Origin of the sequence: Methylocella tundrae (genome assembly GCF_901905185.1) — a bacterium.
Taxonomy (GTDB): domain Bacteria; phylum Pseudomonadota; class Alphaproteobacteria; order Rhizobiales; family Beijerinckiaceae; genus Methylocapsa; species Methylocapsa tundrae.
In genome coordinates this window covers 30880-45992 of the sequence record NZ_CABFMQ020000142.1, presented here as the reverse complement: position 1 = coordinate 45992, position 15113 = coordinate 30880, and the positions used below count along the sequence as shown (strand labels likewise).

The following is a 15113-nucleotide window of genomic DNA, read 5'->3' as shown; positions in this document are numbered from 1 at the left end:
TGGCCTAGCTAGCCAACTTTAAGCGCTTTCAAAGGCGCCCTCGTTACTTCCTGTTTTTTTCACGAAAGCCTATGGCCCAGCCCGGCTTTTCGATCTGGCGCTCCCGCGCAATCACCAGGGAATCAGCGGAAACATCCTTCGTGATGACAGAGCCCGTGCCGATGTAAGCGCCGTCGCCGATTTTGACGGGCGCGACCAACGACGCGTGCGAACCGATGAATGCGCCCTCGCCAATCTCGGTCCGGAACTTGCCGAATCCATCGTAATTACAGGTGATCGTTCCGGCGCCAATATTCGTTTTAGCGCCTATGCTCGCGTCGCCGATATAGCTCAAATGATTGATTTTTGCGCCAGCGCCGACCTCGGACGCCTTGATTTCCACGAAATTTCCGATGTGAACGTCCCGCATCAGCGTGGCGCCGGGCCTCAGACGCGCAAAAGGCCCGATGGTCGCATTTTCTCCGATCGTCGCCCCCTCGACATGCGAGAAAGAACGGATAACGGCGCCGGCGCCGACCACGACTCCCGGACCGAACACGACATTGGGCTCGATGGTGACGTCCTGCGCGAGCGCCGTATCGAAAGCGAGAGTGACGCTCGAAGGATCAACGAGCGTGACTCCCGCACCCAGCGCGCTCTCGCGCAGCCGCGCTTGAAATAACGCTTCGGCCGCCGCGAGCTGCGTGCGATCGTTGACACCGAGCACCTCCTCCTCGGAGACGATCAGCGCGCAGGCGGCAAGCTTTCTTTCCCGCGCTATCGCGACGATATCCGTCAGATAATATTCGTTTTGGCTGTTTTCGCAGCCAATGGCCTCGATGAGGTCGAGAGCGTGGCGGCCGGAAACGCCCATCAGCCCGGCGTTGCAGGTCGTCAGCTTGCGCTCTTCAGCGCTCGCGTCGCGCTCCTCGCGGATCGCCTCCAGGCCGCCGTCCTTCAAGATCAGCCGGCCATAGCCTGTCGGATCCTTCGCCTCGAACCCTAAAGCGACGATCGCGCTTTCGCCGTCAGCCAGCGCCTTGCGCATCAGCGCGAACGTCTCTGGCCGCACAAGGGGTGTGTCCGCGAAGGCGACGAGTATGTCGTCGTAGCCGAAGGCGATCGCCTCGCGCGCGGCGAGCACGGCGTGGGCGGTGCCGCGCCGCTCGGTCTGGATGACGGCCTCGGCGTCGCGTGCGATCGTCTTAGCCTCGACTTCGATTGCGCCGTGAGTTGGCGCGACGACCACGACGATACGGTCGGCTTCGGCTTCAACGACAGCCGAAAGGACATGGCCCACCATGGACCGTCCCGCGACCTTATGCAGAGCTTTGGGCCGCGTGGAGCGCATGCGCGTTCCATCGCCGGCGGCAAGAATGACGGCGAGGCAAGTCCGGCCTGGAAAGCTTGCGGCGGAGTTTCGGTTAGAAGCAAGAGCCATGAGGCGAACGTCCCCTGGGATACGACCGCGACCCTTCGGTGCGACCCATCCAATGCATTCCTCGTGTTTTAACTATAAAGATGCGGCGCACAAAAAACCCAGACAAAAGATCGGACAGCATCTTATCGCCGCCCCAATATGCGGTATAAAGCTGCTTTCCTTACTCCTTCAAGCATCGGCGCGCTCAGCGCCTGACAGACAGGTTCATGGTCCATCGGCGGGACGTTTTGAGACTTGCGCTCGGCGCCTTGGCGGGAGCGGTCGAGACGGGCGCCTACGCTGATGCCGCTTCGCCTCCTTCCACGGGCTTCCCTTTGGGAGCGCCGACGCCGTTCGATCCGGCGATGGTGACGGACACCGCAAGAGCCCTCGCGAAACAGCCTTATAAAGCCCTGCCGCAAGATCTCCCCGACGCGTTCAAGACCCTGACCTATGATCAGTATGTCTCGATCCATCTGCGCCCGAGCGCGACGATCTGGGCCAATGACAATATCGGCTTCGCCCTTGAGCCCTTGCATCGCGGCTTTGCCTTTTCGACGCCGATGCAGATCAATCTCGTCGCCGACGGCCAGGCCCGCCGTCTGGCGTATGACGCCGGTCTGTTCGATTTTGGCAAGGTGACGCCGCCCGCCAACCTCGGGGACATCGGATTTTCCGGCTTTCGCGTGCTGGCGCCGCTGGAGCACGGCGGCTTCTTCGAGCTGGCGACCTTCCAGGGCGCGAGTTTTTTTCGCGCGGTGGCTCGTGGCCAGGAGCCCGGCACGATGGCGCGCGCCCTCTCGATCAAGACGGCGGATCCGCGCGGCGAGGAATTTCCGGCGATCAGGAGCGTCTGGATCGAGCGCCCGACACTGGCCGGCAATACGCTCGTCATCCACGCCATCATCGATTCGGAAAGCGTGAGCGGCGCCTATCGCTTCACCGTGCATCCGGGCGAGGCGACGATCATTGACACCGAATGTACTTTATTCGCGCGCGCCGCCCTCGACCATTACGGCATCGCCACGATGAGCGCGACCCATCTGTCGGGCTCGATCGATAAGACAAGGCTCGACGATCTTCGTCCGGAGGTCGGCGAAATAGATGGCCTGCAAATGCTCACCGGGAAGGGCGAATGGCTTTGGCGGCCGGTTTCGAATCCGGCCACGCTGCAAATCTCGACCTTCATTGATGAAAACCCGCGCGGATTCGGTTTCCTGCAACGCGATCGCGACTTCGATCACTATCAAGATGACGATCAGCACTGGGAGAACCGCCCGTCCTTGTGGATCGAGCCGATTGGCGACTGGTCTTTCGGAGGGGTGCAACTCATAGAGATTCCGTCTGAATCCGATGTGAACGACAATATCATCGCTTATTGGCGGCCGAAGCAGCCGCTAAACGCCGGCAGCGACATCTCCTTCGCCTACAGGCAGTTCTGGTGCAAGGTTCCGCCGGAACGTCCGCCGCTTGCAACCGTCTCGCTGTCGCGCTCAGGGCGAGGCTCAAGCGCGAAACGGCGCCGCTTTCTGGTCGAATTTTCCGGCGAAGCTTTGAGCCAGATCAAAAGCCCGGAAGACATCTGGCCGAATTTGAGCGCCTCGCCCGGATCCATCGTTTCGGTTCGAACGTTCATGTCTGCGGACAAGATGACCTACAGGGTTTTGTTTGAACTCGATCCCGGCGGCGAAACCTTTTCCGAGCTGCGCCTCGTCCTCGAGTCGCATCAAAAGCCAATCAGCGAGACATGGATTTACCGATGGACGCCCTGACCAAGGCCGAAGCGGCGTTGCGACAGCCGCGCGTGACGGAATTGTCCGTCGGCTCTCTATTTCCCTGCATGCCGCCGGAAGCGCCACTGGAGATGCCGACGCAGAGCCTGTCGGAATTCGATCCCGGGAGCCGGCGCAAACAGACCAGGCGCTCCCCGTGGGCGGGCGTGCTGCTGGCGCGACTGTTCATCTTCGGCGGCGGTTTCGCGCTGACGGCCTATGGCGCCTACGAAATGTACGAAGTCGTCGCCGTCGGCGGCGTGACGCTGCTCGAGTGGGCGCTGGTGATCCTCTTCGTCGCCACCTTTTCCTGGATCGCGCTCGCTTTCACCAATGCGATCGCCGGCTTCTTCTGGCTATTGTTTCTCGCCCCCAAGCCGCCCGCTCTTCCGGCCTCCTTGCGTGAGCGCACGGCGATCGTCATGCCGATCTACAATGAGGCGCCGGCGCGCATATTCAGCGCCCTGCAGGCGATGTACGAGGATGTCGAAACCTCAGGGGTCGGAGCCTCTTTCGACTGGTTCTTCCTGTCGGACACCACCGATCCCGACGTATTCCTCGCCGAGGAGCAGGCGTTTATCTCCCTCCGGCAAAGGCTCGGCCTGACGGGGCAGATCTATTACCGGCACCGGCCGAAAAACACCAACCGGAAAGCCGGCAACATCGAGGATTTCGTCACCCGCTGGGGCGGCCGCTATGAGCATATGGTCGTTCTCGACGCCGACAGCCTGATGACCGGCCGGTCTATTGTCGCGCTCGCCGCGGCGATGGAGGATGATCCCGACTCGGGGATCATTCAAACGCTGCCGCTCATCATCAATCGCAACACCCTTTTCGCCCGCGTTCAGCAATTCGCGGCCAGGATCTATGGCCCCGTGATCGCCGCCGGCGTATCCGTCTGGATGGGGCGCGAAGGCAATTATTGGGGCCACAACGCCATCATCCGCACCAGGGCTTTCGCCGCCCATTGCGGCTTGCCGACGCTCCGCGGGCGGCCTCCCTTCGGCGGCCATATCCTCAGTCATGATTTCGTCGAAGCGGCCTTGATCCTGCGCGCAGGATACGCTGTGTACATGCTGCCGACGCTGGGCGGCAGTTTCGAGGAGAGCCCTCCTTCTCTCATTGATCTCTCCGCGCGCGACCGGCGCTGGTGCCAGGGCAATCTTCAGCATCTGCGCGTGCTGCCAGCGAAAGGATTTCGTCTCGCGTCGCGACAGCATTTCGTCACCGGCATCATGGCCTATGTGTCGTCGCCGCTGTGGATGCTGCAACTCTTCGTCGGCATCATGCTGGTGCTTCAGGCGAGCTACATCCGTCCTGAGTATTTCACCAGCGAATTCACTCTGTTTCCCGCGTGGCCGCGATTCGACGCCGCGCGGTCTCTCAGCCTCTTTGCGCTGACCATGACGATCCTGCTGCTGCCGAAGTTTTTCGGCCTGCTGCTCGCCCTTATCCAGGGCCGCACCCGGCGCGGCAGCGGCGGCGCCGTGAGGCTCGTGCTCTCGACGCTCTTTGAGATCGTCATGTCAGCCCTGCTGGCGCCCAGCATGATGCTGATTCAGGCGGGTCACGTCATGCATTTCGTGTTTGGCTTCGACACGGGCTGGGATCCGCAACGGCGCGATGACGGCTCCATTCCCTTCAAGGCGATCGTCAGGCGCCACCGCTCCCACGTCGCCATGGGCGTCATCACCCTGATCGCCGGGTTCCTGATCTCTCCGTCTCTCGTCGCCTGGATGTCGCCGACGATTTTCGGCCTCATATTGGCGATTTTCTTGTCGTGGTCGACGGGGCTTTTGAACGTTGGCCTTGCGTTCCGCCGGGCCGGCCTGCTTTTGACTCCGGAGGAGCAATCGAAGCCGCCGCTGGTCGCCCGCGCCAATGATCTGGCGCAACAGATCGAGGGCGACCCCGCCGAAGACGGGTCTCGGCTGGCCGCGCTTTCAGACGATGCGAAATTCTGGGCGCTTCACGTCGCCTGGCTCCCGGGCGGACAAAGCCGCAGAACCGGCGACATATCGCCGGAATGGGCGCTCGCCGAAGCAAAGGTCAACCAGGCGGAGACATTTGATGAAGCTCTGTCCTGGCTGAAACCGAAAGAGCGCATGGCGCTTCTCCAAGACCGCAGGCTGCTGGAGCGCCTATTGGGTCTGCCGCGAAGCCGTTCCATGCCTGAGGCTCTATCCTCAGTCGGGTAAACCGCCGCCGAATAACAGTCCCGAGATTCGCAGACGCCAATGCTCCATTCCAAAGCCCTTGCCGCCAAAACAGGGCATGACGGCCATGGGCCAGCATTCCCGCATCCATCTGCCGTCACGCCAAAATATGACCGGATATGAAAATCGGCGCGCCCGGTACAGACCGGAAGCTCTGCTGCGCAACTCCTTCTCGGCCGGTTGCATCGAAGCGTCGATTTCGGCGTGATAAGAGACCCGGTTTTCCGAGAGCTGCCCGGATCGCATCCGAAAGCACCCTAAAATTGCGTCTATGATCACGAGATCGGCGCGCTTTGCGAAGCGCCGCCACAGGTCGAAATCGCCGGCCAAACGGAATTCAGCGTTAAGGCCGCCGGCCTCGTCCCATAGCTTCGGGCGCCAGAACGTGCCTTCCTGCTGGATGAAAGGTCGAGCGAAACGGCCGTCGAAGATTCCGGCAGCCACGGCTTTTCGCGGGAAGGCTATGATCGGAGACATGTGCAACACCTCGCCCCCTTCGGCGATGACCGTCGGGCGCCCCGTCACCCAATCGACGTCCGGATTAGTCTCGAATACCCGCGCGACGGTAGCCAAAGCTCCCGGCTCCAGGCGGTCGTCGGCATTGATCCAGCTCATCGCATCCGCATTGCCGCAGGCGGCGAAGCCGCGGTTCACAGCGTCATAGAGACCACGATCACCTTCGCTGACAAAAGAAAATTCGATGCCTTTGCAATTGATTGGAAAGTCATTTGCAAGGCGGGCTTGCCACGCGGCCAATAATTTGATCGTTGAATCCGTTGATCCGCCGTCTTGCAGATGATACCGCACCGAGAATGGACCCGCTTGAGTCACCACGCTCAAGATAGTTTCATTGATGAATTGCTCTCCGTTAAGCACAGGCGTCACAATATTAAATTGCATGCGGATATCCGATCGCGTCAATATTTGGCGTTGAAAATCGCTTTATCAGAAGTAGGCCTTTCGCCCTCATGGAATCAGATCGACTCAAAAATACCTCCGCGAGTCCGTTGAATTCGGATCAAGCCGGGCCATCGACGTTCCAGGCGCTTCCCACCCCTCCGGTGCCCGCAAGCGTGACCGATGGTATGATGGCTTTGAAATATAGACAGGTTTTAGATCTCGCGGCGGAAAAGTTGCTGGCTTTCATCAAACGGCGTCGCCCTCCAATTCATTGGGTTAGCCAATGTGGTCAGGATCGGTTTGTAGTAGAGAAGATTTTTCGCCGAAAGAGACAAGGATTTTTTCTTGAAATTGGCGGCGGCGACGGTCGATATCTTTCCAACACGCTGATTCTTGAGACTTTTTTTGATTGGTCGGGCATTCTCGTCGAGCCGACCGACGCTTTTGATTCCATGGTAAAAAATCGCCCGAAAGCGAAGTGTGAACGGGCGACCATCGCCGGCAGCCGCAAAACGGTGCGTATGTTGGAAGTACAGGACAATGGCCAGGTGGCGATCAATCCTGACGCGGCCACTGGGAATACGCTTTTGTCTGTCATGGAGGATATTGATGACGCCGGATCGGGCTTCCAGCCTCCCTCCTTCGGTACGATCCAAAAAAGTTATCTTGTCGAGACAATCACGCTCGATGATTTGCTGACGAAATGGAACGCTCCAAGCACGATCGACTACTTCAGTTTCGACGTCGAAGGGGCCGAATTTGAAATTCTACAGGCGTTTCCCTTCGATAAATGGAAATTCAACTGCATCGGCGTCGAGAGACCTTCCGCCGAGCTTGACCAGCTGCTTGTCGCCAACAAATATTTCCTGATCCGCGAGGGTTTCCCGCTGGACTGGTTCTACTTGCATCGGGATTTTCTGGATCAATGGTTCGAAACGCTGAGCTAAACTGAGAACGGCTCGGCCTTGTCCTGCGGCGGCGCAGCGTGGCTTGCGTCTCGAACCGCCGGCGATTTCTTCAGCGCAATCGCCGCTTGCGCCGCCGCCAGCCTTGCGATCGGCACGCGGAAAGGCGAGCAGGACACGTAATCCAGCGCCAGCTTTTCACAGAATTCGATGGAGGCCGGATCGCCCCCATGTTCACCGCAAATGCCGAGCTTGATCTCCGGTCGCGTCGCGCGGCTTCGTTGAGCGGCGATGGCGACGAGTTCGCCGACGCCTTCCCTGTCGATTGTGACGAAGGGGTCGGCCGCCAGAATGCCGGAGCTGACATAAGGCCCGAGAAACGAGCCGGCGTCGTCGCGCGACAAGGCCAGGCAAGTCTGGGTCAGATCATTGGTTCCGAACGAAAAAAATTCGGCGGTCGCAGCGATCTCGCCGGCGCGCAGGCAGGCGCGCGGCGTTTCGATCATCGTGCCGACCGTATAGGGAATGGTCTGTCCCGATTCAGTCTCGACGGCTTTGGCGATTGCGTCCACCCTCGCCTTGACGAGATCGAATTCATGCTTGGCGATGATCAGCGGCGCCATGATCTCGGGCCGCACCAGGGCGCCCGTTCGGTGTTTGACCTCGACCGCGGCCTCGAAAATGGCGCGCGCCTGCATCTCAGTGATTTCCGGATAGGCGATCGTCAGCCGGGAGCCCCGAAAGCCAAGCATCGGGTTGACTTCTTTGAGCTCGCTGAGGCGCCGTAGAATTTTCTCCGACGAGAGTCCGAGCGCGACGGCGAGCTGCTCGATTTCCTGCGGCGCATGCGGCAGGAATTCATGCAGCGGCGGGTCAAGCAGCCGGATCGTCACCGGCAGTCCGGCCATGATCCCGAACAGCTCGATGAAATCGCTGCGCTGCATCGGCAGCAGCTTGTCGAGCGCGGCGCGCCTTCCGCGCGGATCGTCGGCGAGGATCATCTCGCGCACGGCGGTCAGCCTGTCGCCCTCGAAAAACATATGCTCCGTCCGGCAGAGGCCAATGCCTTCTGCGCCAAATTTCCGGGCGGCGCGAGCGTCTTGCGGCGTCTCCGCATTGGCGCGCACCTCCATCCGCCGCGCTTCGTCCGCCCACTTCATCAGGATCGCGAACTCGCCCGTCAATTCAGGCCGGCTCATGCGGATAGAGCCTTGAATCACCTGGCCCGTGGCGCCGTCGATGGTCAGCATGTCGCCCTTCCTCAAGACCACCCCCGCCGCGGACATTGTGGCTTTGGCATAATCGACCCGGATCGTCGCGGCGCCCGTGACGCAAGGTTTTCCCATGCCGCGCGCGACCACCGCCGCGTGGGAGGTCATGCCGCCCCGCGTCGTCAGAATGCCTTCCGCGGCGTGCATGCCATGAATGTCGTCGGGGCATGTCTCTATGCGCACGAGGACGACCTTGCGGCCCATGTTCCTCAGCTGCTCGGCCTCATCGGCTGAAAACACGATCTCGCCGCTCGCGGCTCCGGGCGACGCCGGCAGTCCGGCAGCGATGACATTGCGCAGGGCGTGCGGGCTGATCGCCGGATGCAGCAGCTGATCGAGCGAAGCGGGATCGATCCGATTGATCGCTTCCTCCTTGCTGATCAGACCCTCGCACGTCATATCTACGGCGATGCGCAGCGCCGCGAGACTCGTGCGCTTCCCGCTGCGGGTCTGCAGCATCCAGAGTTTGCCGTTTTCAACGGTGAACTCCATATCCTGCATATCCCGGTAGTGACGTTCGAGCAGTTCCGTCGTCCGCACGAATTCGGCGAAGACAATGGGCATCGCCGTTTCCATCGAAGGCTTGCCGGAACCGGCGGCGAGGCGGGCGGTCTCGGTGATATTCTGCGGCGTTCTAATGCCAGAGACGACGTCTTCGCCCTGCGCATTGATCAGGAATTCGCCATAAAGCTCCTTCGCGCCTGTCGACGGATTGCGGGTGAAGGCGACGCCTGTCGCGGACGTTGGTCCCATATTGCCGAACACCATCGCCTGCACATTGACGGCGGTGCCCCAATCGGACGGAATGCCATGGATGCGCCGGTAGATGATGGCGCGCGGGGTCAGCCATGACCCGAACACTGCGGCGATTGCGCCCCAGAGCTGCTCTTGCGGGCTTTGCGGAAAAGGCTTTCCGCTCTCTTCCTCGACCGTCGCCTTGAATGCGACGACGAGCTTTTGCCAATCCTCCGCGCGGAGCTCCGTGTCGAGCGAGACGCCCTTGGCCTCTTTGTAGGATTCCAGCGCGTCTTCAAAATGGTGATGGCCAATGCCGAGCACGACATTGGAATACATCTGGATGAACCGGCGATAGGAATCGAAGGCGAAACGCTCATCCCCCGCGCTTTTCGCGAGTGCCCTGACGGTGACGTCATTGAGGCCGAGATTCAAGACCGTATCCATCATGCCGGGCATCGACGCTCTCGCGCCGGACCGGACCGAGACAAGCAGCGGCGCCTCTTCATCGCCGAACGTCTTGCCGGTCAGCTTGCCGATATGCGCGAGCGAGGCCTCGACGTCGGCCGCGAGCTCAGACGGAAAGCGCTTCTGGTTTTCGTAGAAATAGGTGCAAACGTCGGTCGTGATCGTGAAGCCAGGCGGAACCGGCAGGCCAAGATTCGCCATCTCCGCTAGATCAGCGCCCTTCCCGCCTAAAAGATCGCGCATGGCGCTTGACCCTTCAGCGCGACCATCGCCGAACGTATACACCCATTTGGCCATCTGGGCTCCTCTGTAAAAGCCGCGCGCGGCACGCCGTCCGATTGTCCGACGCGTGCGCCGCGCGCCTACGCCGGGGGACAAAGCGGACCTTAGCGGTTTTACGACGGCGCCGCGAAAAACCTTGTCCTAAGGCCGGTTCAGCTGATGCTGCAAAATGAAGGGAGGCGCGACATCGCCGCTCTGTTTGAGCGGTTCGACGCCTCACCCGGCCGTTCAACCGTGCGCATCGGCGCCGCGCTTGGAAAAGAGGTAAGTCGCGCCGCGGGAGAACTGTGACCCAAAGGCCGCGCCTGTTGATGAAATGTTCCCCGGAGGCGAGTTCGCGTTGCGACGCCAAAAATTGTTGGTTATTCATCTTTTGGAGGGGTTGGCAAGATCAAAAGGGCGGTTTTTGCCGCATTGAATGGATTTTCGCTTTTCTTTAAGGGTGCGGCTTTCGGCTTCGGTTTTAGCCGGAAACCCGCGGCAATTTAAAGAGTTCGCATAAATTATGAGGCGTGCGTGACGACTTCTTCGACAACTCCCCTGCTCGATACGATCCATTCGCCTGCCGATCTGCGGCGGCTTCCCGAGTCGGAGCTCGCGCAGGTCGCTAAGGAACTGCGTGAGGAGACGATTAGCGCCGTTTCGGTGACCGGCGGCCATCTTGGAGCAGGTCTTGGCGTCGTCGAACTGACGGTCGCGCTGCATTATGTGTTCGATACGCCGCAGGATCGGTTGATCTGGGACGTCGGTCATCAAGCCTATCCGCACAAAATCCTCACCGGCCGGCGCGAGCGCATCAGGACGCTGCGTCGCGGCGGCGGACTCTCCGGTTTCACCAGACGCTCTGAAAGCGAATATGATCCTTTTGGGGCGGCCCATTCCTCGACATCGATCTCGGCCGGGCTCGGCATGGCCGTGGCCAACACCCTATCCGGCAAGAACGGCAACGTCATAGCGGTGATCGGCGACGGCGCAATGTCGGCGGGAATGGCCTATGAGGCCATGAACAATGCCGGCGCGATGCATTCGCGCCTCATCATCATTCTGAACGACAATGAAATGTCGATCGCTCCGCCAGCGGGAGCGCTCTCCGCCTATTTGGCCCGCCTCGTGTCGGGCGGCGCCTATCGTTCCGTCCGCGAGGCAGTGAAACAGCTGGGAAGGCTGCTGCCGCGCTTTGTCTACGACAGGGCGCGCAAGACCGAGGAATTCGCGCGCAATTTCTGGGCCGGCGGCACCATGTTCGAGGAGCTTGGGATTTATTACGTCGGGCCTATCGACGGCCATAACCTCGACCAGATGCTGCCCGTCTTGAAAAACGTCCGCGATTTCAAAGAGACCGGACCGATCCTCGTGCATGTCGTGACGCAAAAGGGCAAGGGCTACGCTCCAGCCGAAGCGACGAAGGACAAATATCACGCCGTCAATATGTTCGACGTGGTGACCGGCAAACAGGTCAAGCCGAAACCCAACGCGCCCGTCTACACGAACGTCTTTGCGGAGGCCCTGGTCAAGGAGGCGGCAAAGGACGACAAGATCGTGGCGATCACGGCCGCCATGCCGAGCGGCACAGGACTCGATATTTTCCAAAAGTCCTTTCCCGATCGCACCTTCGATGTCGGCATCGCGGAGCAGCATGCGGTGACTTTCGCGGCCGGCCTCGCGAGCGAAGGCTACAAGCCCTTCTGCGCGCTTTACTCTACCTTTCTCCAGCGCGGCTATGATCAGGTCGTGCATGACGTCGCGATCCAAAATCTCCCCGTGCGTTTCGCGATCGACCGCGCTGGCCTCGTTGGCGCGGACGGCGCGACGCATGCGGGTTCGTTCGACGTCGCGTTCCTCGGCATCGTGCCGAATATCGTCGTTATGGCGGCGGCCGACGAAGCCGAACTCGTCCACATGGTCGCGACCGCCGCGGCCTATGACGCCGGGCCCATCGCGCTACGCTATCCGCGCGGCGAAGGCGTCGGCGTCGAGATGCCGGTTGAGGGAAAGCCGCTGGAGATCGGCCGCGGCCGCATTGTGCGCGAAGGCAATAAGGTCGCCATTCTTTCCTTCGGCGCGCGCCTCGCCGAGGTTCTGAAAGCCGCCGAAGATCTTGCCGGCTATGGCGTGTCGACGACCGTCGCCGATGCGCGTTTCGCCAAGCCGCTGGATGTCGATCTCCTGATGCGGCTCGCGGCCAATCATGAGGTGCTGATCACGATCGAGGAAGGCTCCGTCGGCGGGTTCGGCTCATTTGTGGCCCAGAAGCTCACCGACGAGGGCGTTCTCGACGGCGCTGGTCCGCGCGCGCTCAAATTTCGCTCGATGGTGCTGCCCGACGTTTTCCAGGATCATGACAAGCCGGAAAAACTTTATGCGCAGGCAGGTCTTGACGCCAAGGCGGTGGTCGCCAAAGTGCTTTCGACCCTTGGCCGCGAAAGCGACGCATTAAAGAGCCGGATTGCGTGAGGCTGGCGACCTTTTCGCGCTTGGCGGCCTGCTGAATCGGGTCCTATGCTCGCCGCGAGCGGATGCTGGTTGCCGCCGCCGCAGCCATCAGGTCCTGTAGGCCATGATCGAACATATCGCTCCGAATGAACGCGGGCCACGGGTGCGGCGTTTCCGGTTGTTTAAGGAAACCGCGGAAAATTGGCATAGCCTTGGTCTTTACGGCTGGTTCGAGCAGGCGATCGCCCTGATCCTCACCGCCCTCACCGGCGCTGTCATCATCATCGCCGTCATCGATCTCGTCTGGGCCGTAGCGAGGGACCTTTACCTCAAGGGTTTGGAGCCGGTTGATCACACCGTCTTCCAGAGCATTTTCGGCATGATCATGACAGTGCTGATCGCCATGGAGTTCAACCACACGATCCTCAGCATCCTTCACCGCAAAAGGAGCATCGTTCAACTGCGGACCGTGATCTTGATCGCTCTCCTCGCCCTGGCTCGAAAATTCATCATTATCGACCTGACGGAGACCGCTCCCATGACCATCGCCGCTCTTGCTTTTGCGGCCTTGTCGCTTGGTTGTGTTTATTGGCTGGTGCGCCAGCAAGACTCTCGCGAGGATGCGGAGGCAGAATCGCCACATGCGTCCTGAACCAAAGCTTCCGAGCAAAGCGGATGAAGATCCCTTGAACTCCGTCCGATGAAACAAAAGCCCAAAAGCGGAGCGACGGCCGGCGCCCGTCCGCGCGCGGACGTCGCCCTTGTCGAGCGAAAACTGTTCGACAGCCGCGCCAAAGCGCAGGAGGCGATTGCAGCTGGCCGGGTCAGCGTCGATGGCAAAACACTGCGCAAAGCCTCCGAGCCGGTCGACGCGGGCGCTCATGTCGAAGCTTCGGCGCCATACCCCTGGGTATCGCGCGGCGGCGTCAAACTCGCCGCGGCGCTTGACGCCTTCGGCTTCGATCCCTCTGGCCTCGTGTGTCTCGACGTCGGCGCCTCGACCGGGGGCTTCACCCATGTCCTTCTGACCCGTGGCGCAGCGCATGTTTTCGCCGTCGATGTCGGGCGTGGCCAGTTGCGCGCCGAAATCGCACGCGATCCACGCGTCGAGTCGCGCGAGGCGACCGATGTAAGAAGCCTCGAAGCAAACGCCCTGCCCCGCCCGCCACGGCTCGTCACGATCGATGTGAGCTTCATTTCGCTGGCGCTCGTGCTTCCGGCGGTCGCCCGGCTGGCGGCGGCAGACGCCAAGCTCATCGCTTTGATCAAACCGCAATTCGAAGCCGGTCGCGCGCATCTCGTCAAAGGCCTCGTCAAGGACAGAGCCATGCATGAGGAGGTCTGCGCCCGGATCAAAGATCTGGTCCAATCGCTCGGCTGGCGCGTCGAAGGACTCATTCCATCCCCGATCGAAGGCGGCGACGGCAATCGCGAATTTCTCATCGGCGCCAGTCGGCGATGATCAGTTTCAATGCGCGGCTTCAAATCGAGGGGCTTGGGCAGCGTGGCGAAGGCCTCTCGCGCGGCCCGGACGGAACGGTCTTCGTGCCCTACGCCCTGCCTGGCGAAACCATCATCGCCGAAGTGGATGGCTCGCGCGGCAAGCTCGTCGAAATCAGGACTGCGAGCCCCGACCGCATTCGACCCATCTGTCGCTACTTTTCGGCCTGCGGCGGCTGCGCCGTGCAAACGCTGGCCGAGCAGCCCTATGCGCAATGGAAGCAAGGCCTGCTGGCGGACGCAATGCGGCAGGCTGGGATCAAAGCCAAAGCTGAACCGCTTAGGGATGCGCATGGAGCGGGCCGACGCCGCGCAACATTTCACGCCCGCACTGACGCGTCCGGCCGCGCAATAACGGGCTTCATGGAGGCGCGAGCGCACAAAATCGTCGAGATCGAAGGCTGCCCTGTACTCGCCCCGTCACTGCAGGAGGCGCCACAGATTGCGCGGGCGTTGGCGCAAATCCTCGCCGCCTCCGGCAGGCCGCTCGACATTTTGATGACGGCGACAGCATCAGGCCTCGACGTCGATCTCAAGGGCCACGGGCCGCTGAACGAAGACGAGACGCAACGGCTCGTCAGATTTGCCTTGCGCCACGATCTCGCGCGCCTTTCAAATCATGGCGCGATCGTCACCGTGCAGCGTCCGCCTGTCGTCCTCATGGGCAAAGCGATGGTCGCCGTTCCGCCCGGTGCGTTTTTGCAGGCGACGGAAGCAGGCGAAGCGGCGCTCGCAGAGGAGGTCTGCGCCGCGCTGACAGGAGCGAGCCGGATCGCTGATCTTTTTGCCGGCGTCGGCACGTTTTCGCTGCGGCTCGCGGCGTTCGCGCCAGTCCACGCGATCGACGCCGATGGGCCGGCGCTCGACGCCCTCGCCAAGGCCGCGCGCAGCGCAGCCTTGCGGCCGGTCACGATCGAGACGCGCAATCTGTTTCGACGCCCTCTGAGCGCCGAGGAATTAGCGCCTTTCGACGCCGTCATCTTCGATCCTCCGCGCGCAGGGGCCGAACTTCAGGCGCGCGCAATCGCCAAGTCCCGCGTTCCTGTCATCGTGGCGGTGTCCTGCAATACGCAAACTTTCGCGCGCGACGCCGCTATCCTTTGCTCAGGCGGCTATGCGCTCGAGCGTGTTCTGCCGGTCGATCAGTTTCGCTACTCGCCGCATCTTGAAATCGTCGCGACATTCCGGCGAAGCGTAAAACCCCGAGCGCGGCGCCTATTGGGCTGAGATCA

The 15113-nt window shown here is 61.3% G+C and carries 10 protein-coding genes; 7 read left to right on the top strand and 3 right to left on the bottom strand.

The window, feature by feature from the left end; genetic code table 11:
* Nucleotides 1-43: 43 nt before the first annotated feature.
* The gene (gene glmU, locus MPC4_RS19345; protein ID WP_174513969.1) at nucleotides 44-1420 is read right to left on the bottom strand and encodes a bifunctional UDP-N-acetylglucosamine diphosphorylase/glucosamine-1-phosphate N-acetyltransferase GlmU; all 1377 of its coding nucleotides are present in this window, start codon (nucleotides 1418-1420) and stop codon (nucleotides 44-46) included.
* Nucleotides 1421-1626: 206 nt separating this feature from the next.
* Between glmU and MPC4_RS19340 the strand changes: the two genes are divergently transcribed.
* Together MPC4_RS19340 and mdoH are read left to right on the top strand one after the other, a co-directional pair.
* On the top strand, nucleotides 1627-3171 hold the full coding sequence (locus tag MPC4_RS19340; RefSeq protein ID WP_174513968.1) for an OpgD/OpgG family glucan biosynthesis protein: 1545 nt from the start codon (nucleotides 1627-1629) through the stop codon (nucleotides 3169-3171).
* Nucleotides 3159-5369 carry a glucans biosynthesis glucosyltransferase MdoH gene (gene mdoH, locus MPC4_RS19335; RefSeq protein WP_174513967.1) on the top strand — a complete coding sequence of 737 codons (2211 nt, stop codon included), beginning with the start codon at nucleotides 3159-3161 and terminating at the stop codon, nucleotides 5367-5369. The genes MPC4_RS19340 and mdoH overlap by 13 nt, the downstream gene beginning before the upstream one ends.
* Here mdoH and MPC4_RS19330 read toward each other — a convergent pair.
* Nucleotides 5358-6287 (bottom strand): glycosyltransferase, encoded by a 930-nt coding sequence (locus MPC4_RS19330; RefSeq protein WP_174513966.1) that lies wholly within the window; start codon nucleotides 6285-6287, stop codon nucleotides 5358-5360. The two genes, mdoH and MPC4_RS19330, sit on opposite strands and share 12 nt — an antisense overlap.
* Before the next feature lie 68 nt (nucleotides 6288-6355).
* Between MPC4_RS19330 and MPC4_RS19325 the strand changes: the two genes are divergently transcribed.
* Nucleotides 6356-7234 (top strand): FkbM family methyltransferase, encoded by an 879-nt coding sequence (locus MPC4_RS19325; RefSeq protein ID WP_174513965.1) that lies wholly within the window; start codon nucleotides 6356-6358, stop codon nucleotides 7232-7234.
* On the opposite strand, the gene ppdK is transcribed toward MPC4_RS19325, so the two are convergent.
* Nucleotides 7231-9963, bottom strand: a complete 2733-nt coding sequence (gene ppdK / locus MPC4_RS19320) for a pyruvate, phosphate dikinase (RefSeq protein ID WP_174513964.1) — start codon at nucleotides 9961-9963, stop codon at nucleotides 7231-7233. The two genes, MPC4_RS19325 and ppdK, sit on opposite strands and share 4 nt — an antisense overlap.
* Nucleotides 9964-10464: 501 nt before the next feature.
* Between ppdK and dxs the strand changes: the two genes are divergently transcribed.
* From dxs to MPC4_RS19300, 4 genes are all read left to right on the top strand, one after another.
* On the top strand, nucleotides 10465-12402 hold the full coding sequence (gene dxs / locus MPC4_RS19315) for a 1-deoxy-D-xylulose-5-phosphate synthase (RefSeq protein WP_174513963.1): 1938 nt from the start codon (nucleotides 10465-10467) through the stop codon (nucleotides 12400-12402).
* Between the two features lie 157 nt (nucleotides 12403-12559).
* Nucleotides 12560-13033 carry a phosphate-starvation-inducible PsiE family protein gene (locus MPC4_RS19310; protein ID WP_244629120.1) on the top strand — a complete coding sequence of 158 codons (474 nt, stop codon included), beginning with the start codon at nucleotides 12560-12562 and terminating at the stop codon, nucleotides 13031-13033.
* Between the two features lie 48 nt (nucleotides 13034-13081).
* Nucleotides 13082-13843, top strand: a complete 762-nt coding sequence (locus MPC4_RS19305) for a TlyA family RNA methyltransferase (protein ID WP_174513961.1) — start codon at nucleotides 13082-13084, stop codon at nucleotides 13841-13843.
* Nucleotides 13840-15108, top strand: a complete 1269-nt coding sequence (locus MPC4_RS19300; protein ID WP_174513960.1) for a class I SAM-dependent RNA methyltransferase — start codon at nucleotides 13840-13842, stop codon at nucleotides 15106-15108. The genes MPC4_RS19305 and MPC4_RS19300 overlap by 4 nt, the downstream gene beginning before the upstream one ends.
* The last annotated feature ends 5 nt before the right edge of the window (nucleotides 15109-15113 follow it).